The organism is Rhodococcus sp. 21391, assembly GCF_016772255.1.
Lineage (GTDB): Bacteria > Actinomycetota > Actinomycetes > Mycobacteriales > Mycobacteriaceae > Rhodococcus_F > Rhodococcus_F opacus.
Genome location: NZ_CP063781.1, coordinates 7,442,325 through 7,465,715 on the forward strand (window position 1 = coordinate 7,442,325; position 23,391 = coordinate 7,465,715).

24 protein-coding genes are annotated in these 23,391 nt (G+C 63.5%); 15 read left to right on the top strand and 9 right to left on the bottom strand.

The window, feature by feature from the left end; genetic code table 11:
* Positions 1–21: 21 nt before the first annotated feature.
* From GO592_RS34570 to GO592_RS34580, 3 genes are all read right to left on the bottom strand, one after another.
* Entirely contained in the window at positions 22–1,047 is a 1,026-nt protein-coding gene (locus GO592_RS34570) for an ABC transporter substrate-binding protein (RefSeq protein ID WP_202715081.1), read from the bottom strand.
* A gap of 89 nt (positions 1,048–1,136) precedes the next feature.
* Positions 1,137–1,997, bottom strand: a complete 861-nt coding sequence (locus GO592_RS34575; protein WP_172651816.1) for an ABC transporter permease — start codon at positions 1,995–1,997, stop codon at positions 1,137–1,139.
* Complete coding sequence (locus GO592_RS34580; protein ID WP_202715082.1) at positions 1,990–2,736, bottom strand: ABC transporter ATP-binding protein; 747 nt, start codon at positions 2,734–2,736, stop codon at positions 1,990–1,992. Before GO592_RS34580 ends, GO592_RS34575 begins: the two co-directional genes overlap by 8 nt.
* Before the next feature lie 503 nt (positions 2,737–3,239).
* Between GO592_RS34580 and GO592_RS34585 the strand changes: the two genes are divergently transcribed.
* From GO592_RS34585 to GO592_RS46715, 3 genes are all read left to right on the top strand, one after another.
* Positions 3,240–4,781 carry an MFS transporter gene (locus tag GO592_RS34585; RefSeq protein WP_073358059.1) on the top strand — a complete coding sequence of 514 codons (1,542 nt, stop codon included), beginning with the start codon at positions 3,240–3,242 and terminating at the stop codon, positions 4,779–4,781.
* A 215-nt stretch (positions 4,782–4,996) separates the two neighbouring features.
* On the top strand, positions 4,997–5,275 hold the full coding sequence (locus GO592_RS34590; protein WP_073358060.1) for a hypothetical protein: 279 nt from the start codon (positions 4,997–4,999) through the stop codon (positions 5,273–5,275).
* The gene (locus tag GO592_RS46715) at positions 5,275–6,165 is read left to right on the top strand and encodes an alpha/beta fold hydrolase (RefSeq protein ID WP_443218436.1); all 891 of its coding nucleotides are present in this window, start codon (positions 5,275–5,277) and stop codon (positions 6,163–6,165) included. The genes GO592_RS34590 and GO592_RS46715 overlap by 1 nt, the downstream gene beginning before the upstream one ends.
* A gap of 25 nt (positions 6,166–6,190) precedes the next feature.
* Here the strand turns inward: GO592_RS46715 and GO592_RS34600 are convergent, their stop codons facing one another.
* Complete coding sequence (locus GO592_RS34600; RefSeq protein ID WP_172651813.1) at positions 6,191–7,387, bottom strand: acetyl-CoA C-acetyltransferase; 1,197 nt, start codon at positions 7,385–7,387, stop codon at positions 6,191–6,193.
* Between the two features lie 558 nt (positions 7,388–7,945).
* Between GO592_RS34600 and GO592_RS34605 the strand changes: the two genes are divergently transcribed.
* The 8 genes from GO592_RS34605 (at position 7,946) to GO592_RS34640 (ending at position 14,798) form a co-directional block, all read left to right on the top strand.
* Positions 7,946–9,016, top strand: coding sequence for a cytochrome P450 (locus GO592_RS34605; RefSeq protein WP_202715084.1), 1,071 nt, complete (start codon positions 7,946–7,948; stop codon positions 9,014–9,016).
* On the top strand, positions 9,013–9,237 hold the full coding sequence (locus GO592_RS34610; protein ID WP_202715085.1) for a ferredoxin: 225 nt from the start codon (positions 9,013–9,015) through the stop codon (positions 9,235–9,237). Before GO592_RS34605 ends, GO592_RS34610 begins: the two co-directional genes overlap by 4 nt.
* 80 nt (positions 9,238–9,317) lie before the next feature.
* Positions 9,318–10,076, top strand: a complete 759-nt coding sequence (locus GO592_RS34615; RefSeq protein WP_172651810.1) for an SDR family NAD(P)-dependent oxidoreductase — start codon at positions 9,318–9,320, stop codon at positions 10,074–10,076.
* Between the two features lie 73 nt (positions 10,077–10,149).
* The gene (fdxA, locus tag GO592_RS34620; protein WP_172651809.1) at positions 10,150–10,467 is read left to right on the top strand and encodes a ferredoxin; all 318 of its coding nucleotides are present in this window, start codon (positions 10,150–10,152) and stop codon (positions 10,465–10,467) included.
* Positions 10,468–10,496: 29 nt separating this feature from the next.
* Entirely contained in the window at positions 10,497–11,831 is a 1,335-nt protein-coding gene (locus tag GO592_RS34625) for an FAD-dependent oxidoreductase (protein WP_202715086.1), read from the top strand.
* Between the two features lie 159 nt (positions 11,832–11,990).
* Entirely contained in the window at positions 11,991–12,524 is a 534-nt protein-coding gene (locus tag GO592_RS34630) for a cysteine hydrolase family protein (protein WP_172651806.1), read from the top strand.
* Positions 12,525–12,575: 51 nt separating this feature from the next.
* On the top strand, positions 12,576–13,886 hold the full coding sequence (locus GO592_RS34635) for a cytochrome P450 (protein ID WP_172651805.1): 1,311 nt from the start codon (positions 12,576–12,578) through the stop codon (positions 13,884–13,886).
* A 144-nt stretch (positions 13,887–14,030) separates the two neighbouring features.
* The gene (locus GO592_RS34640; protein ID WP_172651804.1) at positions 14,031–14,798 is read left to right on the top strand and encodes an SDR family NAD(P)-dependent oxidoreductase; all 768 of its coding nucleotides are present in this window, start codon (positions 14,031–14,033) and stop codon (positions 14,796–14,798) included.
* A gap of 994 nt (positions 14,799–15,792) precedes the next feature.
* Here the strand turns inward: GO592_RS34640 and GO592_RS45015 are convergent.
* Positions 15,793–16,017, bottom strand: a complete 225-nt coding sequence (locus GO592_RS45015) for a hypothetical protein (protein ID WP_237737184.1) — start codon at positions 16,015–16,017, stop codon at positions 15,793–15,795.
* Between the two features lie 169 nt (positions 16,018–16,186).
* On the opposite strand from GO592_RS45015, the gene GO592_RS34655 reads away from it, so the two are divergent.
* The 3 genes from GO592_RS34655 to GO592_RS46015 are packed head-to-tail and all read left to right on the top strand — an operon-like array spanning position 16,187 to position 17,262.
* The gene (locus GO592_RS34655) at positions 16,187–16,417 is read left to right on the top strand and encodes a hypothetical protein (protein WP_172651803.1); all 231 of its coding nucleotides are present in this window, start codon (positions 16,187–16,189) and stop codon (positions 16,415–16,417) included.
* Between the two features lie 36 nt (positions 16,418–16,453).
* On the top strand, positions 16,454–16,846 hold the full coding sequence (locus GO592_RS46010) for an anion permease (RefSeq protein ID WP_172651802.1): 393 nt from the start codon (positions 16,454–16,456) through the stop codon (positions 16,844–16,846).
* Complete coding sequence (locus GO592_RS46015) at positions 16,843–17,262, top strand: SLC13 family permease (protein WP_257225996.1); 420 nt, start codon at positions 16,843–16,845, stop codon at positions 17,260–17,262. Before GO592_RS46010 ends, GO592_RS46015 begins: the two co-directional genes overlap by 4 nt.
* 21 nt (positions 17,263–17,283) lie before the next feature.
* On the opposite strand, the gene GO592_RS34670 is transcribed toward GO592_RS46015, so the two are convergent.
* The 4 genes from GO592_RS34670 to GO592_RS34685 all read right to left on the bottom strand — a co-directional run bounded on the left by GO592_RS34670 (position 17,284) and on the right by GO592_RS34685 (position 22,002).
* A complete protein-coding gene (locus GO592_RS34670; RefSeq protein ID WP_172651801.1) occupies positions 17,284–18,453 on the bottom strand; it encodes an NADH:flavin oxidoreductase in 1,170 nt (389 codons plus the stop codon).
* 132 nt (positions 18,454–18,585) lie between these two features.
* Positions 18,586–20,022, bottom strand: coding sequence for an amino acid permease (locus GO592_RS34675; RefSeq protein ID WP_202715087.1), 1,437 nt, complete (start codon positions 20,020–20,022; stop codon positions 18,586–18,588).
* 16 nt (positions 20,023–20,038) lie between these two features.
* Positions 20,039–21,265 carry a Glu/Leu/Phe/Val dehydrogenase dimerization domain-containing protein gene (locus tag GO592_RS34680; RefSeq protein WP_065492431.1) on the bottom strand — a complete coding sequence of 409 codons (1,227 nt, stop codon included), beginning with the start codon at positions 21,263–21,265 and terminating at the stop codon, positions 20,039–20,041.
* A 209-nt stretch (positions 21,266–21,474) separates the two neighbouring features.
* The gene (locus tag GO592_RS34685) at positions 21,475–22,002 is read right to left on the bottom strand and encodes an Lrp/AsnC family transcriptional regulator (RefSeq protein ID WP_005261973.1); all 528 of its coding nucleotides are present in this window, start codon (positions 22,000–22,002) and stop codon (positions 21,475–21,477) included.
* Between the two features lie 180 nt (positions 22,003–22,182).
* Here GO592_RS34685 and hppD point away from each other — a divergent pair, with 180 nt between their 5' ends.
* Complete coding sequence (hppD, locus tag GO592_RS34690; protein ID WP_202715088.1) at positions 22,183–23,388, top strand: 4-hydroxyphenylpyruvate dioxygenase; 1,206 nt, start codon at positions 22,183–22,185, stop codon at positions 23,386–23,388.
* Positions 23,389–23,391 lie beyond the last annotated feature (3 nt).

Genomic DNA, 23,391 nt, shown 5'->3' on the forward strand with positions numbered 1-23,391 from the left:
CTGGAGACCGGTGTGATGGTGTTACTCCGAAGTCTTCAAATTCCAGATGTCGGAGAACTGCGTGGCGACGACCTCCTCGTAGGGAACATCGTCGGTGATCAGGCCGGTGTTTTGGTAGATCTTCATTGCCGCGTCGTAGGTCTGCGGTGAGATCTCCGAGGTGAAGTGATCGCGCGAGGCGTTGTAGATGTTCGCGACGAGGTCCGGTGCCAGGTCGGGGTAGAGCTCCTCGAGCACCGGCAGTGCGGTTGCGGGGTCGTCGCGCAGAGTGTTGTTCGCTCGTGTCACCGCACGCACGAGCGCCCGGGCGGTCTCGGGGTTGTCGTTGATCCACTCGGTGGTCGCCTGCAGGGTCGAGGTCGGCAGCTTGGAGTAGGTGGATTCGGTCGTGGTGGTGCGCAGGTCGAAGACGATCCGTCCCGTGCCCGAGGTGGTGATCTGGGTCAGGTCCGGCTCATAGGTGATGAGGGCGTCGACCGACCCTGTTCGCAGGGCCGCACTGGCTTCGGCGCCGGTACCCACGGCGATGATGGTGACATCGGTATCGGGGTTGAGCCCATACTCGGCAAAGATCCCGCGAGCGATGCTGTCCCCGGTGGACCCGGACGCGGCAACACCGAACCTCTTGCCCTTCATCGCATCGACGAAGGCCTGCGGGTTGTTCGGCGGGATCTGAGGAAAGGTGTTGCCGCCGACGAACGCATAGATCGTCGCCATCTCGAGGCCCGCCAGACTCTGGATGGATTGACCCTTCCCGGTCAGTTCGATCGGGGTATCGAAGCCCGTCGTCACGGCGACGACGCTGCGGCCGAGCAGAGCCGTGACCGAGGCATCACCGCTGTCGGTGGGCACGATGGTGACGTCGAGGCCTTCGTCGTCGAAGTAGCCGAGCTTCTCGGCGACGAAGGCGGGACTGAAGCACATCAAATTGACCCCGGCGATCTTGATCACATTGCCGTCGGCGTTGCGGGAGGTGGCGCCGCCGCAGGCGCTGACGAACAAGAGCGTCGAGAGGGCAATGAGTACAGGCAAAACACGCGTTCGCATGGCGTGTTCCTTTCGGGTTGGGGAGGACGAGCCTGCGAGCACTTCAGGCGTGTGGCCGGATGCCGTCAGACGTCGAGAGGCGTGGCTGACTATTTGGCGGTGGCACTGCCCCAAGAGGAAAGGGACCTTTCGAGCAGGCGCACCGCTTGATCGAGGATCACGCCCAGGGCCGCGACGATGATCAGATAGGTGAAGACCCCGGTGGTGTCGAACAGACCTGACGCCCGCGAGATGCGTAGGCCCAGTCCGTGTTCTGAGATGATGAGTTCGCCGACGACCGCGCCGATGAGGGCGAATCCCAATCCCACGCGTGTACCCGAGAGCAACCACGGCACCGACGCCGGCAGGCTGACCTTCCGGAAGATGAACCAATCGCTCGCTCCCATCATCTTCACCTGGCTGATGAGCCGTTGATCGACGTTGGTCAGGCCCGCATAGGTATTGAGCAGCATGATGAAGTAGCACAGCGAGAAGACCAAGGCGATCTTCGACGCCGGTCCGATCCCGAACCAGATGATGAACAACGGGGCGATCGCGATGCGGGGGGTGCTGTATAGGGCAAGAATGTACGGGTCGACCACTTTCTGCAGCAGTGGGAACTTGTACATGATGCAGGCGCTGGCGACACCGGTGACTGCGCTAAGCGCAAATCCAACGAGGACGTTCTGCATCGTGAATGCCACATCGACATAGAGTTCTTTGTCGACGAGGACTTCGCGCAGTCGTTCGATCACTGCGGTGGGTTCGCTGACGAAGAATGGGTCGATCCAGCCGATCTCTACCGCCGCCTGCCACATGGCGAGCGCCACGATCAGGAGCAGAACCTGCAGGGTTAGAAGTTTCAGGGTCGGACCCAACCGCATCTTTCTCCTGCTGGTGGTCCGCGAACCGGGACTTTTCTCTGCTTCTCGTTCGCGGGGTTTGTCGGTCGTTACCGCGGTGTCAGGCATGGTCGTCGCCTCCGGACATCAGTTTGTGCAGGATTTCGTCATAGAGTTCGCGGTAGTCATCGCGCTTCATGATCTGTGCGAGATCGCCGCGCGGACGTTCGATGTCGACCGAGTAGTCTTCGACGATGCGTCCGGGGCGAGCGCTGAACATCAGGATTCGGTCGCTCAACAGGATTGCTTCGCTCGGATCGTGGGTGACGAAGAGAACTGTCTTCGGGTTCATCTGCCACACACGTAAAAGTTCTTGCTGCATAACGATTTTGGTCAACGCGTCCAACGCGCCGAACGGTTCGTCCATCAGGATGATCTCGGGAGTTTGCGCGAGGAGGCGGGCGAACTGCACTCGCTTGCGCATACCGCCGGACAGCTCGCGAGGTTTGCGGTTCTCGAAGCCTTCCAGGCCGACCAACGAGAGAAGGCGACCGGCTTCGGCTCGATCAACCCGATTGGATACCTGCATTGGTAGGAGAACATTGTCGAGGGCGCTCGCCCAGGGCAGCAGGGTGTCCTCTTGGAACATGTAACCGGCCCGACCATTGATCGACTGCAGTTCCCTGCCTCCGATTCGCAGGGTGCCGGAGGAGATCGTCGCGAGGCCGGCGACGGCATTGAGGAATGTGGATTTGCCGCACCCACTGGGGCCGAGGAGTGAGACGAACTGTCCCGGCTCGATCTGTACGGAGACATCGTCGAGGACTCGCAACGACGATCCGTCGCGGGTTGGGAAGTCCAGGCTCACGTTCTGGGCTGTGACGCTGAGACTGTTCAACCCGCGGGTCGCGTTCGAATCCGTAGAAGTAGCTGACGACGGCGGCATGACCGCGGCTGGACTAGAGCTCGCGTGTGGCGAACGGGTAGGCAACAAGGTAACTCCTCACCTTCAGGCGCATTCGGCGCATGATTAGACAAATAGAACCACGTGGCGCACGTCACGTCAACGACGCCACCGGGTGCGCACTCCCCTGGCGGGGTCGCCCGGGAGCGCGGGGCGACCGGTCGTGGCCGGCGAGGTGGGCCGCCAGGGACGGTGCATCTTGACGTGACTCAGGTCACGTGATTCTATTGGTTAATCATGCGACGAATAGTCCGGATGCACCCAATGTGTCGACGATCTCTGTTTCCGCCTCCCGCGCCTGGAGGCCGGAGATGCGTCGCTTCCACGTCCCGCGCACACCTGATCTGCAGAATGCGGGCCCATCCCTCACCGCAGCGCTCAACCGATCCACGTCTTGGAGAACGCCGATGAAATCCCCTGCTCCATCAGCCCAGCGCGCCCAGGCGGGCGTCATACTCGCCGTTGTCATCGGCGCCGTGGCCGCCTACAAGGGGCTCGAATCGATGACCTCACCTGCGCTGCCGATCCTGCAGGCCGAACTCGGCGCTTCGCGTGCCAGCATCGCCTGGGTGCTGACCGGCGTCCTGCTGACCGGTCCCATCGTGACGCCCATTGTCGCCAGACTCGGAGAGATTTGGGACAAGCGGCGGGTCCTGCTGGGAGTCCTGGTCATCGTCACGATAGGTGCTCTCGTGTCGGCCCTGTCGGCGTCCATGCCGATGCTGATCGCTGGACAGATGCTCCAGGGATTCGGTCTCAGCACGGTGCCACTAGCAGTCGGAATCATGCGCGAGACGCAGTCAGTCGAGCGGACTAAGGCCGGAAACGGAATCATGGTGGGCGCCATCTTCGGCAGCACCGCACTCGCCATGCTCGTCTCCGGTCCGATCGCCGACAACCTCCACTACAGCTGGTTGTTCTGGTTCCCGTTCTTCCTTCTGATTCTCATCATTGCCGCTGTCTGGTGGCTCGTCCCCGCCTCGCCGGCAAACATGAGCCACGGGCGTATCGATCTTCTCGGAAGCGCGCTGCTCGGCGCCGGCCTCTCGGTACTCCTCCTCGCGTTCACCTACGCTCCCGATTGGGGCTGGACCTCGATTGGGTTCCTGGCGCTGCTCGGGGCCGCGCTCGGCCTCCTGTTCGTCTTCGGTCTAGCCGAATTGCGGATCAGTGATCCGCTGGTCGACGTCCGCCTCCTGGCCCACCACTCTGTCTTCACAGCAGCAGGGCTGATGGTGATGGCTGGTTTCTGCATCAACGCCATGCTCGTCGCCGTGCCGATGCAGATCCAGCAGCCGATCGGCACGGGATACGGGCTCGGAGCATCCGCGACCCTCACCGGCTTCATGCTGGTTCCGGCCATGCTCATCGGAACCACCGCGCCGCTCGCCACGTGGATCGAACGCAAACTCGGCCAGCGCACCGCGACGATTGTCGGGCCGGTCTCCATCGCAGCAGCGGCGTTCTCCCTCATGGCGTCCGCCGGCAACTTCACCATGGTTCTCATTGGGTTGCTCCTGGTCGGATTCGGGTGCGGTATCTCGATCACCCAGGCGATGAACCTTGTTGTCTCTGGCGTCCCCCCTGAGCGGGTTGCGGCCTTCAGCGGCCTCAACTTCGTGGTCAAAGCAGTCGGTGCAACTTCCGGAGCTCAGATCGCGGCAAGCATTCTCTCAACGGATGCAGCGGCTGCCTCGGACTCTCCCTCATGGGCGGCTTTCAATGCGGTGTGGCTGATGTGCGCGGGAATGTGCATAGCGACGCTCATTCTGGGACTGACCATCAAGAACAGGCGCAGCAGTACCGACTCCTCGGCCGCCGGCGCCGCGGGCACAGCCACACCGCGTGCTGATCAAGGACCCGACGTCGTCTCGGCGGCAGTCTCAAGCAGATACGCCGACGACGTCGACAATCACCGACGGGCTCCCACCGTCGCTGACAGGAGCTGACCCCGGGGCCTCCTATCTAGTCCGAACCCTTCTCCGTCCTAAAGCACCGGCTCCCGTCCGGATCGGGCACAAGGAGCATCCGACACCGCGAAGGACCCGAACAGCGTCGACGCTCCGGAAGGAGCGCCTTGCGGCTCGGGTCCTTCGCAGTGCGGGCCGCAGGGATCACGCCAAACTCCGAAGCTGTTCTCAGTCCTGATTTGATGTGAAATCCGATGAACTCCCGCGAGTATCGCCAATGGCGCCAGAGGCGTCGCGCTGCTTGGCTCGAAGCCAACCGCAAACGCAAGCATCCTGACACCGAGGCCGAGCGCCTCATCGAGTTCGCCAACATGTGGGCACCATATGGGGGCGCAACGGAGGAGGAAATCCTCGTGAACTTCGGAATGACCAAGCGTCGGTTCATCGAGAAATTGTGGCAGGTAATCCCTGAATCGAACTGTGCCGACGACGAGATGCACAGTTTAACGATCGCATACCCGAACCTCTCATGATGGACGAGTTCGCTAGCTTGCCGGAGATTGCGCGGTCCATCTCACCGACACTTCAAGTGCCTGTCGTGCGTCGCGCCAACCGCAGAGTGGACACCCGGACTGTCAGTGGCCTGCATTGGGGCACAAGCGCACCGGAAGTTGTCTTCCTCCACGGAAACGGGCAGAACGCGCACACCTGGGATGCGACCATCCTCGCACTGGGCAGTCCTGCTCTCGCAGTGGATCTTCCCGGGCACGGGCATTCGGACTGGCATGATGACCCTGACTACACGCCATCGTCACACGCCGCCGCTGTCGCGGGCTACCTACGTCACGGTGCGCCGAACCCGTGCGTTCTCGTTGGGATGTCACTTGGTGGTTTGACCGCAATCTGCCTCGCGGTTACACAGTCCACATGGGTGCGCCACCTCGTCGTCGTCGATGTGACCCCGCAATCCGGTCTCCGTGTAGCCGCACGGCACGCACACGACACCGGGAGGGTGGGGCCGCCCGCAGGGTCTGATCACTTCGTGACTTTCGAAGATATGGTCGACGCTGCCGCTGCAGTGCAACCCACACGTAGTCGCGATGGCTTACGGCGGGGAGTCCGGCACAACGCAATACAGGGAACGGACGGGCTGTGGCGTTGGCGCGCCGATCATCGCCGCCGCGTCAATGCGGACAGCCGACCAGTCGACTACAGCGAACAGTGGTCGAGGGTCAGTGAACTCACGGTCCCCGTGACACTCGTCCGTGCAGCCAGATCCGGGGTCGTCCCACTCGAGGACGCTACCGAGTTCGTGAGACGGGCGAGAACTATTGAAGTCGTCACCATCGACACCGAATTGCACTCTGTGCAGAGTGCGCGACCGGAGGAGTTGGCTGAACTCGTCCGGTCGCGTCTCGGCTGACGTTCGATATCAAGCTCCGAAGTGGCTACGGACGCGGTACGTGTAGAAGCAGGGCATCGCCCTGCCCGCCGCCGCCGCAGAGTGCGGCCACGCCTGTTCCGCCGCCGCGCCGCCGGAGCTCGCGTGCAAGGTGCAGGGTGATGCGGGCGCCGGACATGCCGAGCGGATGCCCGATTGCGATCGCTCCACCGTTGACGTTGACCCGTTCCGGGTCGAGTCCGAGGGCGCGGGTCGAGGCGATGCCGATCGCGGCGAACGCCTCGTTGATCTCGACCAGGTCAAGCATGGACGGCGCGATGCCTTCCTTCGAGCAGGCGGCGGCGATCGCATTGGCGGGCTGGTCCTGCAGAGTCGAGTCAGGGCCGGCAACGACACCGTGCGCCCCGATTTCAGCCAGCCAGGGCAGCCCGAGTGCTTCGGCACGGGATCGACTCATGACGACGACTGCGGCTGCACCGTCCGATAATTGGGATGCCGAGCCGGCCGTGACCGTACCGGTCTTGCTGAACGCTGGCCGGAGGGACGCCAACGACTCGGCCGTGGTGTCGGGCCGAATGCCCTCGTCCCGGCTGACGACGATCGGTTCGCCCGACCTCTGTGGCACGGTGACGGGAACAACCTCGTCGTCGAACACCCCGTTCTTCCACGCCGCTGCTGCACGTTGGTGCGAATCGGCAGCGAAGTTGTCCTGCTCCTCGCGCGTGACGGGCCTCGGGTCGGTGGCGTTCCGGGTCTCGGTGAGCACGCCCATCGCTTGGTCAGTGAAAATATCGTAGAGACCGTCATAGGCGAGATGGTCGGTCATGAGGACCTCGCCGTACTTGAATCCCTCTCGGGACCTGGGCAATAGGTGAGGTGCTTGACTCATCGACTCCTGGCCGCCGGCGACGATCACGTCGAATTCCCCGGCACGAATGAGCTGGTCAGCGAGCGCTATGGCATCGATCCCAGACAGGCAGACCTTGTTGACCGTGAGCGCGGGAACGGTCATGGGAATGCCGGCCGAGACCGCAGCCTGCCGCGCAGGTATCTGACCCACACCCGCGGTGAGAACCTGGCCCATGATCACGTATTGGACCTCGTCGCCAGAGATGCCGGCCTTGTCGAGCGCAGCCTTGATCGCGATTCCGCCCAGGTCTGATCCTGAAAAGTTCTTCAACGATCCCATCAGTCGGCCCACCGGGGTGCGCGCGCCGGCAACGATGACGGAGCTATCTCTCATCCGACCATTCCTCACATGTCGTTCCAAAAATGTCGCATGCCGAATCAATCGGCACACGCACCGCGGTCGTCAGTAGTTCGCCGCGGCGAAGAGGCAAATGTAACAGATGAATAATGCGCCTAATTTGACAACTTGGAGCTCGGTGGCTGCCGAGCGTTGGGAGTCATATGGCGCATTGATCGACGACGCCGAGTCCACCGAGGTGGGGGTAGCGACTGCGAGGGCAACCGAATGGTCGGAGCGTCAGCAACTTACGGAGATTGCGCAACTGCAGCATCGTGCCGCGACCGAGGTCGGCGGGGCTGAGGTTGTTCGTGTGAGCTATTGCACTATGGGCGCATTAGGAGCATGATTAACTTCATTCTACGTAAGTGGTTCAGATCACACTGATGGAGGAATGTGCCAGTGACCACAGAGCAGCGGGACGCGATGCGCGACCATTTCAGCGACTTCGACCTCGACTCGCCCGAGTTCAACGACGACTACGACGATGTCCTGACGGAACTTCTCGAGAAATGCCCGGTCGCCCACAGCAAGGTAGGTCGCGGCTACTACGTCGTGAACCGGCAGGAAGACGTTCGACGGGTCGCTCAGGATTGGCGGACGTTCACCAGTGTCGACGGGATGTTTCCGAATCGTCCGGACGGCATGCCCCCTGTGCTTCCTGAGGAGATCGATCCGCCCTACCACACCAATTGGCGGGGCGCACTGAACAAGCACTTCACAGTCCGCAAGGTGGCGGAGTGGGAGGACTCGGTGCGCAAGCAAGTCGACGCCCTTATCGACAATTTCATCGCGACTGGTGAGTGCGATTTCGTCAAGGAATTCGCGGCGCTTCTGCCCGGCCGCGTGTTCTTCGTGACCCTGCTGCAGGCACCTCTCGAGGATCTCGACCGACTGGTGGACGTCGTCGACGACGCGATCATGGGATCCCCCGAGGAGCAAGGTCCCGCCTGGGCGGCCTTGCACACGTACATCGAGGGGTACCTCGAGGAGCGCCAACAGCAACCACCCCGGGGCGACTTCATCGACTCAATCCTCGAGGGGGTGGACACGGAAACAGGAGAACCATGCTCCTGGGATGACAAGGTCAACGTTGCCACGCTTTTCCTCTCAGGAGCAGTCGGAACCACAGCATCCGCGATCGGCAGCATGGTGCTGCACCTGGCAAGCCACCCCGAGGACAGGGACTGGCTCGCAGCGAATCCCGACGAACACGAACGTGCCGTCGAGGAACTGCTTCGACTGAACTCTCCAGTTACGGGAACGTCTCGCACGGCGACGAAACCGATCGAATTGGCCGGCACCCAGTTTCAGCCAGGCGACCGTGTCGTGGTGAACTTCGCTGCCGCGTGCCGCGATCCCGAAGTCTATGACGAGCCATTAGAGTTCAGGCCCGATCGTGATCAGACCAGAAGTGCTGTATTCGGGTTGGGTCCGCACCGCTGCGTTGGTTCACATGCTGCGCGACTCGAACTCAAGACCTCCCTCGAACAGATTCTTCGCCGCCTGCCCGATATCGCGCTCAAGGCCGATGCCACCGTCACCTATTCCACAGGTCTCCTGCGCATCATCAACGAACTGCCAGTCACATTCACACCCGGTGCGAAGGTCGGCGATCCCCGATGAGGTACTCGATTGATGGAAACCTGTGTACGGGGCATGGCCGTTGTTACTCGCTCGCTCCGGGAGTCTTCGAGGCGGACGACGATGGCTTCAACGCTGAGCGTGGCTCTGAGGGCGAGGTCGAACCGGGGAGGGAAGACGCCGCTGTGTTGGGCGCCGAGAGCTGCCCAGAACAGGCAATCAGGTTTGTTCGAGTAACGCGGCCCGTCAGTGCCGATGGGTGAGCCGCGGCGATGGCTTCGGAGACGTGACCACGTTTGTTTGCGCTTCTGAAATGACCAGAACACGTGGAGAAGGGAATGCAATGCTCACGCTTGACGGAAAGATCGCCGTAGTGACGGGAGCTCTCGGTGGAATGGGGCGCGCTGTATGCGAGCGATTCGGCGCCGAAGGCGCGACCGTTGTCGGAATGGACTGGACTGACGAGGGTTCGGAACTGTTCGCCAAGGAGATGGCGCAGGCTGGCTCGAAGTTCGAGTTCCGAAAAGTGGACGTATCTTCAGCAGTGGAGGTCGACGAAGCCGCCGAGGTTGTCGCCGCGCAGTACGGAAGCATCGATGTCCTCTACAACAATGCCGGACTCATGCAGCTCAAGCCCATCCTCGAAACCAGCAACGACGAGTGGGACCGAATACTGGATGTGAATCTCAAGAGCGTCTTCCTCATGACGAGAGCTTTCGCACCCCTGATGGCCGACCGGTCAGGGTCGATCATCAACCTGTCCTCCACGGGGGCGCTCAGGGCATGGGACAGCCTCTCTGCGTACGGCGCGGCCAAAGCCGGTGTCATCCAGTTCAGCAAGGTTGCAGCCGTCGAGTTTGCACCGAACATCCGAGTCAACGTCGTCTGCCCAGGAATGATCGACACCCCGATGGCGAGGGGTTTCGCGGCAGGGCTGCCGAATCCCGAGACGGCGTGGAAGACCATGAGCCAGCAGACCGTCCTGCAACGATTCGGTCAGTCGTCCGAGGTCGCAGACCTTGCGCTGTGGCTGGCGAGCGACCAATCCAGCTTCGTAACCGGTGAAGAGATTGCCATCGATGGTGGATCCATCCTGCGATAGCGCAGCGCCCATCACCGGGGACGGAATGGAGCGACGAATCCGTCGTCGCCCACTTCGACAGAGGAGAAGAACCATGCCGTACGTCGTGACAGCCGGCTGCGTCGACATCATGGACAAGTCGTGCGTTCTCGAATGCCCAGTCGACTGCATCTACGAGGGCGACAGGATGATGTACATCCAGCCCGACGAATGCATCGACTGCGGCGCCTGCGAACTGGTCTGCCCGCAGGACGCCGTCCTCTATGCAGAGGAGGGCCCTGAAACATCACTATTCCTCGCAGCTACCGACCAGGTGTTCAGCGCAGTGGGCTCTCCGCGCAGCGCGAAGAAGCACGGCCCACTCGGGTTCGACCCACCCTCCATTCGTGAGCTCGAGCCGAAGGAAAAGTAGTGGCTGAACCGCACCATCGGCATCTTCGCGTGGCAGTCGTCGGCTCCGGGCCGTCCGGGGCATACAGCGTAGAGGCACTACTCGAGTCCCTGCCGGGCACGTCGATATCCGTCGACGTTATCGAACGATTGCCTGTGCCATACGGTCTCGTGCGGTACGGTGTGGCACCTGACCATGAAAGAATCAAGTCGATCATCGATTCCTTCGGTGAGATCCTGTCCCACGAAGGCGTCCGATTTCTGGGCAATGTCGCATATGGCCGCGACATCACGATGCTCGACCTACGGCGGCACTACGATGTCGCAATCTTCGCGACTGGCGCCAACAGCACGCGGCGTCTCGGCATCCCGGGCGAGAACCTCCCCGGCGTCTTCGCGGCGGCGGACTTTGTCTCCTGGTACAACGGGCACCCGAACGCGACAATTGAACGCTTTGCGCTCACAGCCAAACAGGCGGTCGTAATCGGCAACGGCAACGTTGCTCTCGACGTCGCTCGGATGCTGGTCAATCCACGTGAAACCTTGCTGCAAACCGATGTGCCGCAACATGTTCTGGAACTCCTCGTCGAGAGCCCCATCGAGGACGTGCACATCGTGGGCCGCCGGGGACCGCTGCAAGCGAAGTTCACGACAAAGGAAATCGTCGAACTCGGGAAGCTCGATGATGTCGACGTCATCGTTGACCCCTGCGTCCTACGGGTGACCGAATCCGAGTTGAAACAAGCCGCACCACCGACCGCCCGCATGGTCGCGGCACTGAGGACACTCGGAAGCCTGCCGAGGGGGCGTGCGCGCCGGATCCATTTCACGTTCTTCCGGCGCCCGGTCGCAGTCGTCGGCCACCTGGGAGCTGAATCTGTCTTACTGGAGGCAACCGAAGGCGACAACGACCACAGTAAGACTGACCGCCCGCCTCGGGAGGTGGTCGACGCCGGTTTGGTGCTTACCTCCGTCGGCTACCGCGCCGAACCCCTGCCGGGGCTCCCATTCGACCCAGCGACCGCCACGGTGCCGCACACGAACGGGTGGGTGTTCGACGGCGACGATACTCGCCCCGCGGTCTATGTCGCTGGATGGCTCAAGCGGGGACCAACAGGAGTGATAGGAACGAATCGCCGTGATTCGCTCGAGACTGTGAACGCACTTCTACTCAAAGCCGCAGACTTTCCACGTGCTCTCGAACGCAATCCGGGCGCCGTCGTAGCGATGTTGCGTGAACGCGGCGTCGAGGTAGTCCCGTGGGATGGATGGAACGCGATCGATAGCGCCGAGGAAGCACGCGGGGAGAGTCTGGGCAGAGCGAGAGTGAAGATCCACCGACTCGACGAGCTGCTCCAGGTGGGTTCTCAACGTGCGACCGAGTAGGAGAGTCGCCAGTCCGATTGACGAACCTGACGAACTATTGGCAAATCGATTGTCAAGAAGGAATTCTCACCCCGCGGCTCAGTCCGCCGCCCAACTGGAGGACTTGTGAACAAGGCAGTCGAAGCTGAACGAAACGAGGCTCGAGCCGCATTGCTGCTCATGGACCTCATGCCAATCGTCGTCCCCGCATTCGGCGGGGATGACGAGCTGTTGACCCGACTGGCAGGCGCTGCCGAAGTTGCACGACGATCCGACATCGACGTCATCCACGTGCGCGTCCTATTCCGCCCGGGATATCCCGAAGTCGCCTCGACCAACAAGATTTTCGGAGTTGTCACCGCCAATTTCGACTTCACCGAGAACAACCCGGCAACGGAAGTCCACCACGTGCTCCGGCCCCGCGAGTCGGACATTCTGGTTACCAAACGCCGCATCAGCGCATTCGCCGGCAGCGACCTCGAGGTGATCCTCCGTTCGCGACGAATCCAAACTCTCGTGCTAGCTGGCGTGGCAACTTCCGGCGTCGTCCTGTCAACGTTGCGGACCGCCGCCGACCTGGACTATCACATCAAGGTTCTGTCAGACGGGTGCGCTGACGGTGATACGGCAGTGCACCGAATGTTGCTGGAGAACGTCTTCCCCGCGCATGCGGATGTCCTCACCGTCGAGGAGTGGGTGACGGGCGTCAGCTGAACGAAACAAGGGTCGGTACTGGCAGGCACACCGAAAGACGGAGGAACGAACATGACCGAGACAGCCCACAACGTCGACTTCTTCGACCGGCGCACAAACGATTGCCCATTTCCGGCCTATCGCCAGCTACGCGACGATTCGCCGGTATGGCAAGACCCCACCACCGGGATGTTCGTGCTCACACGATACGACGACATACGCGCCGTCGAGATGGACACCAAACGTTTCCGCAACACGATCTCGACGCAGACAGTCGGAGAGATCGGACTGTCAGCGGACGGCGTGGATTCGAAGCAGCGGTTCGAGTCCCAGCAGAAGAACGACACCCTGGCAAAGGCCTACGAGAACGACGGATGGGAGCCAGGGCCCGCACTCAACGCACGCGACGAACCAGAGCATTCTCAAGTTCGACGGGCACTCTTCGAGGCCTCGTTCAGGCCAACGAATCAAGCACACTTCGATCGGATCGTGGGTGTGACCGTTGACGACTTGATCGACGGCTTCATCGACGACGGTCGGTGCGAGTGGGTGAGCCAGTTCGCGGCGCCGATGACGCTGACCGCGATCATGAAGCACGTCGGACTGCCAGCAACCGACTTATCGCTCGTGAAGGACATGAGCCTCGCATGGATTGCGCGCGCAGGACTCATGGCTACACCAGAGATCGAGCAGCGCGCCGCCAAGCTAGAACTCGACTTCCAGAAGTACGCACAGTCTCACTTCGAGCGAGTACGCCGCGAGCCGGACGGCACCCTCCTCAGCACGATCGTCAACACCCCAGTCCCCGAATGGAATCGTGTTCTGACGGACGAGGAACTTCACGGATTCATCACGACGGACATGATGGTCGGCGGCGGCGAGACGACCACGGGTGCATTAGCCGGTGGCGCGCGACTCCTGGCAGAGAACCCGCAGATGTTCAACAAGCTCGCATTTGACCCCGAAGCCTACCTCGATACGTTCATCGAAGAGGTGGTACGTCTGGAGGCCCCCGTACAAGGAATGTTCCGGCAGGCTGCCGAAGACGTCGAGTTACATGGGGTCACCATTCCGGCCGGCTCGGTGGTCAATCTTCGCTTTGGATCCGCGAACCGAGATGAACGGCACTACGAGGACCCGGACGAGCTCGACTTTGATCGAAAGAACCCGCGACGGCATCTCGCGTTCGGCACCGGTCTTCACGTGTGCCTCGGCAACACGCTCGCCCGCCGGGAGATGTATCACACGTTCAAGGCGATGGTCGAGCGCTTCGAATCGATACGACTAGTGGACTCTCCAGATGCACTGACCTATCGACCCAACTATGTCGTGCGTTGCCTGGATCAACTTCATATCGAGTTCACCCCACGAACCCGTCGATGACGACTGCCGCTGTTAGCAGCCCAGGTTCGGAGTGAAGACTGTCAAGAGTTGACGACTTCACGGGTCGCCTCAGATTCATTGTGAACGACAACAAGAGCCTCCGCCGACCCCGGTTGGATCGGCAGGTCTTCAAAAGGAGTAGTTGTGGGAGTCTTGGACGGAAAGGTCGCACTCGTGACCGGCGCGATAGGCGATATGGGTCGCGCTGCATGCCGGCGATTCGCCGCAGAAGGGGCCGCTGTTGTCGCCACTGACGTGACCGATGTCGGCGCCTCGGAGTTCGTGGAAGAATTGACCGCTGCCGGACACGACGTCGAGTTCTACAAAGCCGACATTACCGACAGCTCCGCGGTGAACGCCATGGCCGAGCACGTGCGTTCGACTCGGGTCCACGTCGACACCATCTACAACAACGCAGGAGTGATGGCGGTCAGTCCACTTGCCGACATCACGGACGAGCAGTGGCACAGGACACTTGATGTCAATCTGACGGGAGTTTTTCTCGTCACTCGCGCCTTCGTCCCCTTAATGCGGGGTCGCCGCGGAGCCTCCATCACCAACGTGTCCTCGATGGGTGGATTCCGGGTGTACCCAACTCAAATTCCATACGGGGCATCGAAGGCCGGTTGCCTACAGCTGACCCAATCGTGCGCCGTCGAGCTCGCGCCGGACATCCGAGTCAATGCAATCGCACCCGGCTGCATCGACACACAGATGGCGCGCGGATACGCTGACGCTTCACCAGATCCGGCGGCCGTTATCGCTGCGCTCGAAGCGGGAATTCCGCTCGGGCGGATGGGCACTGCGGACGAGGTCGTCAACGTCGGTGTCTGGTTGGCAAGCGACCAAGCCAGCTACGTGACGGGTGCAATTATCGTCGTTGATGGCGGCAGTACTCTTGAGGGCAAGTAAAGACCGTTGGTCGGATGACGTTTAGATCGCCTATGACCGGTGATCGAGCCTGTCCTAGCGGTTGGTCCCGGTCGAGTCCTGACCTCGGACACGAAATGCATCTGAACTGCGGAGATGACACGTCCCCTCAGGTGGGTTATAGCCCGCTCGTCGCGGCGATCGCGTCGGTGATCTGCCCGCGTTGCTCGGCGGTCAGGTCCCGGACCCGGGCGTCGTCGGCGATGCCGTGCATGACCATGACGCCGGCTGGCCCGATCCCGGATCCGCTCAGGTAGGTGGTGAGGACGTCGGTGACAAGTAGGTTGGCGGCGATCCGGTCGCGTCGGCGGTACAGCAGCGACGTCAGCGGTATGTGGCCGGAGAGTAGGTCGTCGTTCTCCTCTGACGCACGGCGTTCAGGCTGACGATCTTCTGGTCGTCAGGTTCGGATGTCGGCACTTGGTTCCTCTCGGTCGGCAGGCCTAACTCGTTCGGTCCGAGCTGCGTAGCCAGGACCGCGACCCGAGCCCGACGCCGCCGCGGCGAGCGCGAGTCCGGTCGCCGCCCATCTACTACGAAGAAGACGGTGGGGGTGGTTCGGGGGCCGGAGACAGGCTGGAGGGTGCAGTGCAGGCGTGCGTGCTCGGGAGAAGTGCTGTTCGGTGATGACGACCGGCGTGTCGAATTGCGGTCGATGCAACCATTCGGCAGTGTGAAGATCGGCCGGTTGCGGCGGGTCGGCCTTGCCTCCCTGTTGGGCGGACAGGGCAGAGCATGGATGAAGAAGCCGAGCTCCATGCCGCCGCACCTCTTCTTCTTGCGCACACCTCGGCGCCTGGAATGGGCGGTGTGCGCGGCACATCTCCTGCGAGGGTGAAGGACGAACGTGGCTACATAGATCGCGATCCCGATGCCTACCGCGGCCAGCGCCCCCGGCGCGGCGCATCAGCTACCTGGACGCAGGGGCTGGCAGGCCGGAGAAGACCGCGACGGTGCCAACGACGGTGATCTCGACCTAAGTGAACGCGGCTGCCAGAGCCGTGTGCAGACCGTCGAGGTCGTCGCCGCGGTTGTGGAACAGCTTGATCGGTCCGTTGTTGAGGCTGTTCAGGGTGCGGCTGAGTGGAGTGCGGTGCGCACCGGTGTCGAGGATGGTCGAGCCGAAGAACACCCCGTCGTCGGCCATGACCTGGGCAATGTGCCCGAACGTCCGGCCCTTCTGCTCCCAGGTACCGGGCACGCAGTGCAGCACGAAGTTGCAGGGTGCTCGGGTTGAGGTCGAGCAGCGCCACCACCGGGTTCGGGGTGGGGAGGTGGCGTGTTGGAGGTACCAGCCGGTTCCGGGGCCGATGCGAGGTGCCGGTCACCGAGGTGGGAGTTGTAGTGCGCCAGCAGGCGTTCGCTGGGGCATGTTCGTGTCGTCCTCCGCCACCGCCGCGATGCTGCTTCCCATCGGCATCGGCGTGGTCAAGACGATCTGTGATCTCATTCAGGAGCAGAACCCGGGCATCAAGACCAACCGCACCAAATTCTCCTACCTGCTGATTTTTCCATCGCCTACGGTGCGAGCATCGGATCGGTCCTCACCCCGATCACCGGCATCGCCAACGTCATCGGCCGCGGCACGATCGAGCGAATGACCGGCTACAAGGTCGAACTGTTCGACATGGATCTCCATGTCGGCCCCGTACCTCCTCGTGATGGGTGCGGTCATGTGGGTCGCGCTGATCCTCGTCAACCGGCCCGAAGTGAAGCACATCTGCGGTGGGCAGGACTACTTCCGGGCTCACTACGCCGATCTCGGTCCCATGAACTGCGGCGAACGCAACGTTCTGGTGATCTTCCTCGTCACGGTTTTCCTCTGGGTGTTGCCCTCCCTGGTCACCACTTTCGGTATCACCAACTCGATCGTCACCGCCTTCACCGACCATCTCCACGAGGGATCGGTCCTCACCGCCGGACTGCTGTTCTTCCTGCCCCGCGGAAACGGGATCGGTGAATCCACCTCACGTGGACCGAGGCCGCCAAGATCGACTGGGGCACGGTTCTCCTCGTCGGCGCAGGATTGACCATCGGCACTATGATGAATGCCACCGGACTCGCCGAAACCCTCGGCACGACCATCGCCCGGGCCACGGGCGTCCAGAGTTCCTGGGTTCTCGCCTTGATCGCCATCGTCATGGGGCTGGTCATCTCCGAAACCACCAGCAACACGGCCAGCGTCGGTATCGTCGTCCCGATCATCATCCCGATCGCCCTCGCCGTCGGTGTCGACCCGATTATCCCGGCAATGGCCGGCGTGTTCGGTGCAAACGTCGGTGCCATGCTTCCGGTCTCGACACCACCGAACGCCATCGTCTACGGATCGGGGTACGTGCCGATGATCAAGATGATCGGCACCGGCATCTTCATCGACATCATCTGCATCCCACTGATCTTCGGTGCCGTCGTCGGCATCGGGTCCCTCATCGCGCTCCACGCGTGAGTCAACCGGCCGTGCAGCGAATCATTCGACGAGCACGCAGCGTGCTCCGCTGAAGATGGTGGGCATGCATTTGTTGCAGTGGATGCACAACGACTGGGTGCGGGGCTCGGACCGGATGCGGTTGATCAGGTCGGGTTCGCGCAGCAGCGCCCGGGCCATGGCGACGAATTCGAAGCCCTCGGCCATGGCGGTGTCCATGCCCGCCCGGTCGGTGACTCCGCCGAGCAGGACGAGCGGCAACGTCACCGCCGCGCGGATCTGGCGTGCGTGCTCGAGCATGAACAGGTCGCGGTACGGGTAGGCGTGGATCATCGACTTCCCGGCCAACTGGACGCCGAGGCGGACTGGCTGCGGCATGGCGGCCGCGAACTCCCGCACCGGCGCGTCACCCTTGAACAGGTACATCGGGTTGAGAAGTGAACTGCCCATGGTGAGTTCGAGGGCGTCGACGCTGCCGTCGTGCTCCAGCAGTCGGGCCACCTGGATGGCCTCGTCGAGCCAGAACCCGCCGGGGACGCCGTCGTCCATGTTCAGCTTGGCGAGGATCGCGACCCGGCCGCCGACGGCGTCGCGCACGGTCCGGGCGACGTCCCGCACCACCCGGGCCCGGTTCTCGAGTGATCCGCCGTAGGAATCGGTGCGACGGTTCAGCTTCGGGCTGAGAAACGCGCTGGCGAAGTAGTTGTGGCCGAAGTGGATCTCGACGGCGTCGAAGCCGGACTTGACCGCGAGCCGTGCCGCGGTTCCGTGGGCGGCGGTGATCCGGGTGATGTCGGCGGTGGTGGCGCTGCGGATCATCCGCATGCTGAGCGGGTTGAACGACCGCGACGGTGCGAGCGCCGGCAGTCCGGTGGACTTCTCGTTCGCGACGGGTCCGGCGTGCCCGAGTTGGGCGGATGCGGCCGCACCCTCGGCGTGGATGGCGTCGGTGAGCCTGCGCAGCCCGGGGACAGCGTCCGGGCGCATCCACAACTGCCCGCGTTCGGTGCGACCCTCCGGTGCCACGGCGCAGTAGGCCACCGTCGACATCCCGACCCCACCCGCCGCGGGCCGGCGGTGGAACTCGATCAGTTCGTCGGTGACCAGCGCGTCGGGAGTACGGCCCTCGAACGTGGCCGACTTGATGACCCGATTGCGTAACGTGATGGGGCCCAGCGTGGCCGGGGCGAAAACGTCTGGATGTGTGGTCATTCCCGGCCCTTCGTCGCGTGCGTTCGACGGTAGGCCGCGGGAGGGTTCGGCGACCGGAACGGGTCCGCTGAGCGGGAGACCGCCGCTGCCCCACGGATGACCCCTCGACATCCGTGAGACCGCGGTGTCGTCTCAGCCGACGGTCTCGGGCGTCTTCTCCTGTGTGGTGTCGGCCGCGCTGCGTTGCCTGCGTCCGAGCACCCAGCAGGCCAGCGTGATCGCACACGTGAACGTGAGCGTCGCGAACAGCTGGTTGCGTGCCGCGTCGTCGAACAACGCCAGCACCGCGACCGCGGCCAGCAGTGCGAGAGCGACATACGACAGATACGGGAAGCCCCACATCTTCAGCGGCAGATCCGTTCGGCCCGACTTCTCGGCGCGCCGCCGCAACACGATCTGCGAGACGGTGACGAACGTCCACAGCACCAGGATCGTCGAGCCGACCGCGTTGAGCAGGAGCGGGAGAACACGATCCGGGGCCAGGTAGTTGAGGACGACGGTGACGAACCCGAACGTCACCGACGCCAGCACCGCCACGCGGGGAACGCCGTTGCCCGACACCCGGCCGAATACCTTCGCCGCCGCCCCACGCTCGGACAGCGAGTAGATCATCCGGGAGCCACTGAACAGCATGGCGTTCAGCGACGACAGCAGTGCGATGACCACGACGACGGTCATGACGGCGCCGGCGCCGGGGACGTGCGCGGCGTTCAGGACCGCGACGAACGGTCCCGTCGCGAGTTCGTCGGCGGTCCACGGCAGCACCGTCACCATGATGAGGACGGAACCGACGTAGAACACCAGGATTCGCCACACGATGGACCGCACCGCGCGGCTCACGTTGCGCCGCGGTTCCGACGTCTCGGCGGCTGCGATGGCCATCACCTCGGTGCCGCCGAACGCGAAGACCACGATCAGCAGGCCGGCCGCGATGCCGGTGACACCGTTGGGGGCGAACCCGCCGTGGCCGGTGAGGTTCGACAGGCCCGGCGCGTCGAAGCTCGGAATCCAGCCGAGGATCATCGCGGAACCGACCGCCAGAAACGCGACGATCGCCACGATCTTCAGTGCGGCGAACCAGAATTCGAACTCGCCGAAACGGGAAACGCCCGCCAGGTTCACGGCGGTCAGCACACTCATGTACGCCAGGGCTGCCAGCCATTGCGGCACTGCGGGTATGGAGGCGGCGGTGATCGCCGCCGCCGCGGTCGCTTCCGCGGCCACCACGATGACGACCTGCACCCAGTAGAGCCAGCCGATCGTCCGGCCGGCGACCGGGCCCATCGCGTTCTCGGCGTGGACGGAGAACGCGCCGCTGTCGGGGTCGGCGGCCACCATCTCGCCCATCATCCGCATCACGAGGACGACGAGGAATCCGGCGATGAGGAAGGAGACGAGCACCGCGGGCCCGGCGACGGCGATGCCCGCACCGGAGCCGACGAACAGTCCGGCGCCGATTGCGCCGCCCAGGCTCATCATCACCAGCTGCCGCGGTTTCATCGCCTGCTGAAGGCCTGTGGTGACAACGGGTCCGGTGCTGGAAGCCGGTGGGTCGTGAACTGTGTTCATGGGAGCTCCCGTGCCGTCAGACGAGCTGATCGAGTGCGATCTCGAACGCGGTACCGGCGATTCCGGTCGGCTGCGACGAACGCGCGAAGCACCGCTCGAGCGCCGTCGCGACGGTGGCGGAGACGTCACCGAAGATCGCCTCGTCCGACACCTCGATGTCACCCTCCATCAGCAGCGCGAACGCCCGGGCCATGCCGCAGTTGGCGATGAAGTCGGGGACGACGGCCACACTCTTGTCGGCGTACTCGTAGATGGGGCCGTAGAAGATCTCGTCGTCCGCGAACGGTACGTTGGCGCCGCTCGCCACCACCTCGAGACCACCGGCGATCAACTGGTCCACCTGATCGCGTGTCACGAGACGTGATGCGGCGCAGGGGAGGAAGATCTCGGCGCCCGAACTCCAGATCGCCTCGTTGATCTCCTCGAACGGCACCATGCCTGCCGCGCGCAGTTCGTTGCCCTCCTTGGCCAGGAACAGCGCGCGGATCTGTTCGAAGTCGTAGCCGTCGGTGTTCGACAACCCACCGTTGCGGTCGAGGATGCCGACGATCCGGGCCCCGGACTGCGCCAGGTAGTACGCGGCGGCGGCGCCGACGTTGCCCCAGCCCTGCATGATCACGCGCTTGCCTGCCAGTTCGCCGCCGTAGACGCGGTAGTAGTGCCGCACCGATTCGGCGACACCCCAGCCGGTGATCAGGTCGGACACCGTGTACTTCGCCTGCGGATCGGGAGTGAACCGCGCATCCTCGACGACCTTCGCGACACCCAGCCGCAGCTGTCCGACCCGCTGCACCCGCTCGCGATCGCTGGCCGCGAAGTGCCCGTTGACGACACCCTCCTGCGGATGCCACAGGCCGTAGCTCTCGGTGATCGGCACGACCTCGGCCATCTCGTCGACGTTCAGGTCGCCGCCGGTGCCGTAGTACGCCTTGAGGAGCGGGGTGACGGCCTTGAACCAGCGCCGCAGCACCTCGTCCTTGCGCGGGTCGGTCGGGTCGAAATCGATGCCCGACTTCGCGCCGCCGATGGCCGGACCGGAGACGGTGAACTTGACCTCCATGGTCTTCGCGAGCGACTCCACCTCGCGCCGGTCGAGACCGCGACGCATCCGGGTTCCGCCGCCGGCAGCGCCGCCACGTAGCGAGTTGATCACCGTCCATCCGCGTGCGGAGGTCTCCGTGTCGTGCCACTCGAAGACGATCTCGGGGGCCTTCTCTTCGAATCGGGTGAGCAGATTCTTCATGGCTTCTCTCGGTTTCTCGGCTGCCGGGGGCTCGGGGCGACCCGGTCGGTGTTCCCGACCGGTGCCCGCGCTGTTACGGCGATCACTGTGTCGGGCACCACTCGTGCGCCGCAACCGGCTGGCCGGCACATAGCCACGATGAACACCACCGCGAAAGAAGTTCCAGAATTTTCTATTCAGTTTGTGCAGCAGGGGCGGCGATCGTGTTGCTAATCCGGTTCCGAGGAAGCTGTGCGGTAGGCCGGGGCCTTCGCCGAGCGCGGCCGGTCGAGGGTCCGCAGCAGCGGCATCGACCGGTACGGGACGATCACCGACAGCACCATCACGCTGGTGGACCGGGCCACGACGCTCGACTTGTTCAGATCGATCAGCGTCTGCTGCAGCCCGAGGTGGGAACCCGCCGCGATGCGGCACAGGATGTCGCCCGAACCGGTGGTCGCGAAGGCCTCGAGCACGCCGGGAATCGACTCCAGTTCCGACGTCACGGAGTCGAGCGCTCCCTGCGCCGTCTCCAGCGTGACGAACGCCTGCACGTCGAACCCCGCGGCCGCGATGTCGAGGCGCGGCTCGTACCCGGCGATCACGCCCGACTCCTCGAGTTTGCGCACCCGCGCCTGGACGGTGGCCCGCGCGACCTTGATCCGGCGCGACAGCTCCAGCACGCCGGCCTTCGGGTCGTCGTGCATGGCGTCGAGAAGGGCGAAGTCGAGCTCGTCCAACTGCACTGCGTCCTTCATGGCCAGACCTCTCCGGGCGGATTCAACTAGTCCGACTGTATAAGAAAAGTGGTTCGGAGGTCGCCGAAGGTGGCACTGTGGCTAGCTTCTGCTGGCTCGGTTGCCTATGTGGGCGGCGTGGGTTTTCGTAGTGACCCAGGCAACAGGCCACGCCCCGTCCCTCGAACCAGGAAGACAGCGATGACGATCGAGCAGACTCTCACCGACAAGGAACGCCTGGCAGGTCTCGACCTCGGCCAGCTCGAGCAGCTGGTCGGGCTCGTCGAATACGACGGCACCCGCGACCCGTTCCCGGTCAGCGGCTGGGACGCCGTCGTCTGGGTGGTCGGCAACGCCACCCAGACCGCCCACTACTTCCAGTCCGCGTTCGGGATGACCCTGGTCGCCTACTCCGGACCCACCACCGGCAACCGCGACCACCACAGCTTCGTCCTCGAATCCGGGGCCGTCCGCTTCGTCATCCAGGGCGCCGTCGACCCCCACAGTCCGCTGATCGAGCACCACCGCACCCACGGCGACGGCGTCGTCGACATCGCCCTCGCCGTCCCCGACGTCGACAAATGCATCGCCCACGCCCGCGCCCAGGGCGCCACCGTCCTCGACGAACCCCACGAGGTGACCGACGAGCACGGCACCGTCCGCCTCGCCGCGATCGCCACCTACGGCGACACCCGCCACACCCTCGTCGACCGCAGCAACTACACCGGCCCCTACCTGCCCGGCTACATCGCCCGCACGTCGTCGCACACCAAACGCGACGGCGCCCCCAAACGCCTGTTCCAGGCCCTCGACCACGTCGTCGGCAACGTCGAACTCGGCAAGATGGACCACTGGGTCGACTTCTACAACCGGGTCATGGGCTTTACCAACATGGCCGAATTCGTCGGCGAGGACATCGCCACCGACTACTCCGCGCTGATGAGCAAGGTCGTCTCCAACGGCAACCACCGGGTCAAGTTCCCGCTCAACGAACCCGCCATCGCCAAGAAGCGCTCGCAGATCGACGAATACCTCGACTTCTACCGCGGCCCCGGCGCCCAGCACCTGGCGCTGGCCACCAATGACATCCTTACCGCCGTCGACCAGCTCACCGCCGAGGGCGTCGAATTCCTGGCCACCCCCGACTCCTACTACGAGGACCCCGAACTGCGGGCCCGGATCGGCAACGTCCGCGCCCCGATCGCCGAACTGCAGAAACGCGGCATCCTCGTCGACCGCGATGAAGACGGCTACCTGCTGCAGATCTTCACCAAACCCCTCGTCGACCGCCCCACCGTGTTCTTCGAACTCATCGAACGCCACGGCTCCCTCGGCTTCGGCATCGGCAACTTCAAAGCCCTCTTCGAAGCCATCGAACGCGAACAAGCCGCCCGCGGAAACTTCTGAGCG

What these genes read in the sequence shown, in the direction of transcription:
- GO592_RS34570 (WP_202715081.1), bottom strand. Translation starts at nt 1,047, where the DNA reads ATGCGAACGCGTGTTTTGCCTGTACTCATTGCCCTCTCGACGCTCTTG.
- GO592_RS34575 (WP_172651816.1), bottom strand. Translation starts at nt 1,997, where the DNA reads ATGCCTGACACCGCGGTAACGACCGACAAACCCCGCGAACGAGAAGCA.
- GO592_RS34585 (WP_073358059.1), top strand. Translation starts at nt 3,240, where the DNA reads ATGAAATCCCCTGCTCCATCAGCCCAGCGCGCCCAGGCGGGCGTCATA.
- GO592_RS34590 (WP_073358060.1), top strand. Translation starts at nt 4,997, where the DNA reads ATGAACTCCCGCGAGTATCGCCAATGGCGCCAGAGGCGTCGCGCTGCT.
- GO592_RS46715 (WP_443218436.1), top strand. Translation starts at nt 5,275, where the DNA reads ATGGACGAGTTCGCTAGCTTGCCGGAGATTGCGCGGTCCATCTCACCG.
- GO592_RS34600 (WP_172651813.1), bottom strand. Translation starts at nt 7,387, where the DNA reads ATGAGAGATAGCTCCGTCATCGTTGCCGGCGCGCGCACCCCGGTGGGC.
- GO592_RS34610 (WP_202715085.1), top strand. Translation starts at nt 9,013, where the DNA reads ATGAGGTACTCGATTGATGGAAACCTGTGTACGGGGCATGGCCGTTGT.
- GO592_RS34615 (WP_172651810.1), top strand. Translation starts at nt 9,318, where the DNA reads ATGCTCACGCTTGACGGAAAGATCGCCGTAGTGACGGGAGCTCTCGGT.
- fdxA (WP_172651809.1), top strand. Translation starts at nt 10,150, where the DNA reads ATGCCGTACGTCGTGACAGCCGGCTGCGTCGACATCATGGACAAGTCG.
- GO592_RS34630 (WP_172651806.1), top strand. Translation starts at nt 11,991, where the DNA reads ATGGACCTCATGCCAATCGTCGTCCCCGCATTCGGCGGGGATGACGAG.
- GO592_RS34635 (WP_172651805.1), top strand. Translation starts at nt 12,576, where the DNA reads ATGACCGAGACAGCCCACAACGTCGACTTCTTCGACCGGCGCACAAAC.
- GO592_RS34655 (WP_172651803.1), top strand. Translation starts at nt 16,187, where the DNA reads ATGTTCGTGTCGTCCTCCGCCACCGCCGCGATGCTGCTTCCCATCGGC.
- GO592_RS46010 (WP_172651802.1), top strand. Translation starts at nt 16,454, where the DNA reads ATGTCGGCCCCGTACCTCCTCGTGATGGGTGCGGTCATGTGGGTCGCG.
- GO592_RS34670 (WP_172651801.1), bottom strand. Translation starts at nt 18,453, where the DNA reads ATGACCACACATCCAGACGTTTTCGCCCCGGCCACGCTGGGCCCCATC.
- GO592_RS34675 (WP_202715087.1), bottom strand. Translation starts at nt 20,022, where the DNA reads ATGAACACAGTTCACGACCCACCGGCTTCCAGCACCGGACCCGTTGTC.
- GO592_RS34680 (WP_065492431.1), bottom strand. Translation starts at nt 21,265, where the DNA reads ATGAAGAATCTGCTCACCCGATTCGAAGAGAAGGCCCCCGAGATCGTC.
- GO592_RS34685 (WP_005261973.1), bottom strand. Translation starts at nt 22,002, where the DNA reads ATGAAGGACGCAGTGCAGTTGGACGAGCTCGACTTCGCCCTTCTCGAC.
- hppD (WP_202715088.1), top strand. Translation starts at nt 22,183, where the DNA reads ATGACGATCGAGCAGACTCTCACCGACAAGGAACGCCTGGCAGGTCTC.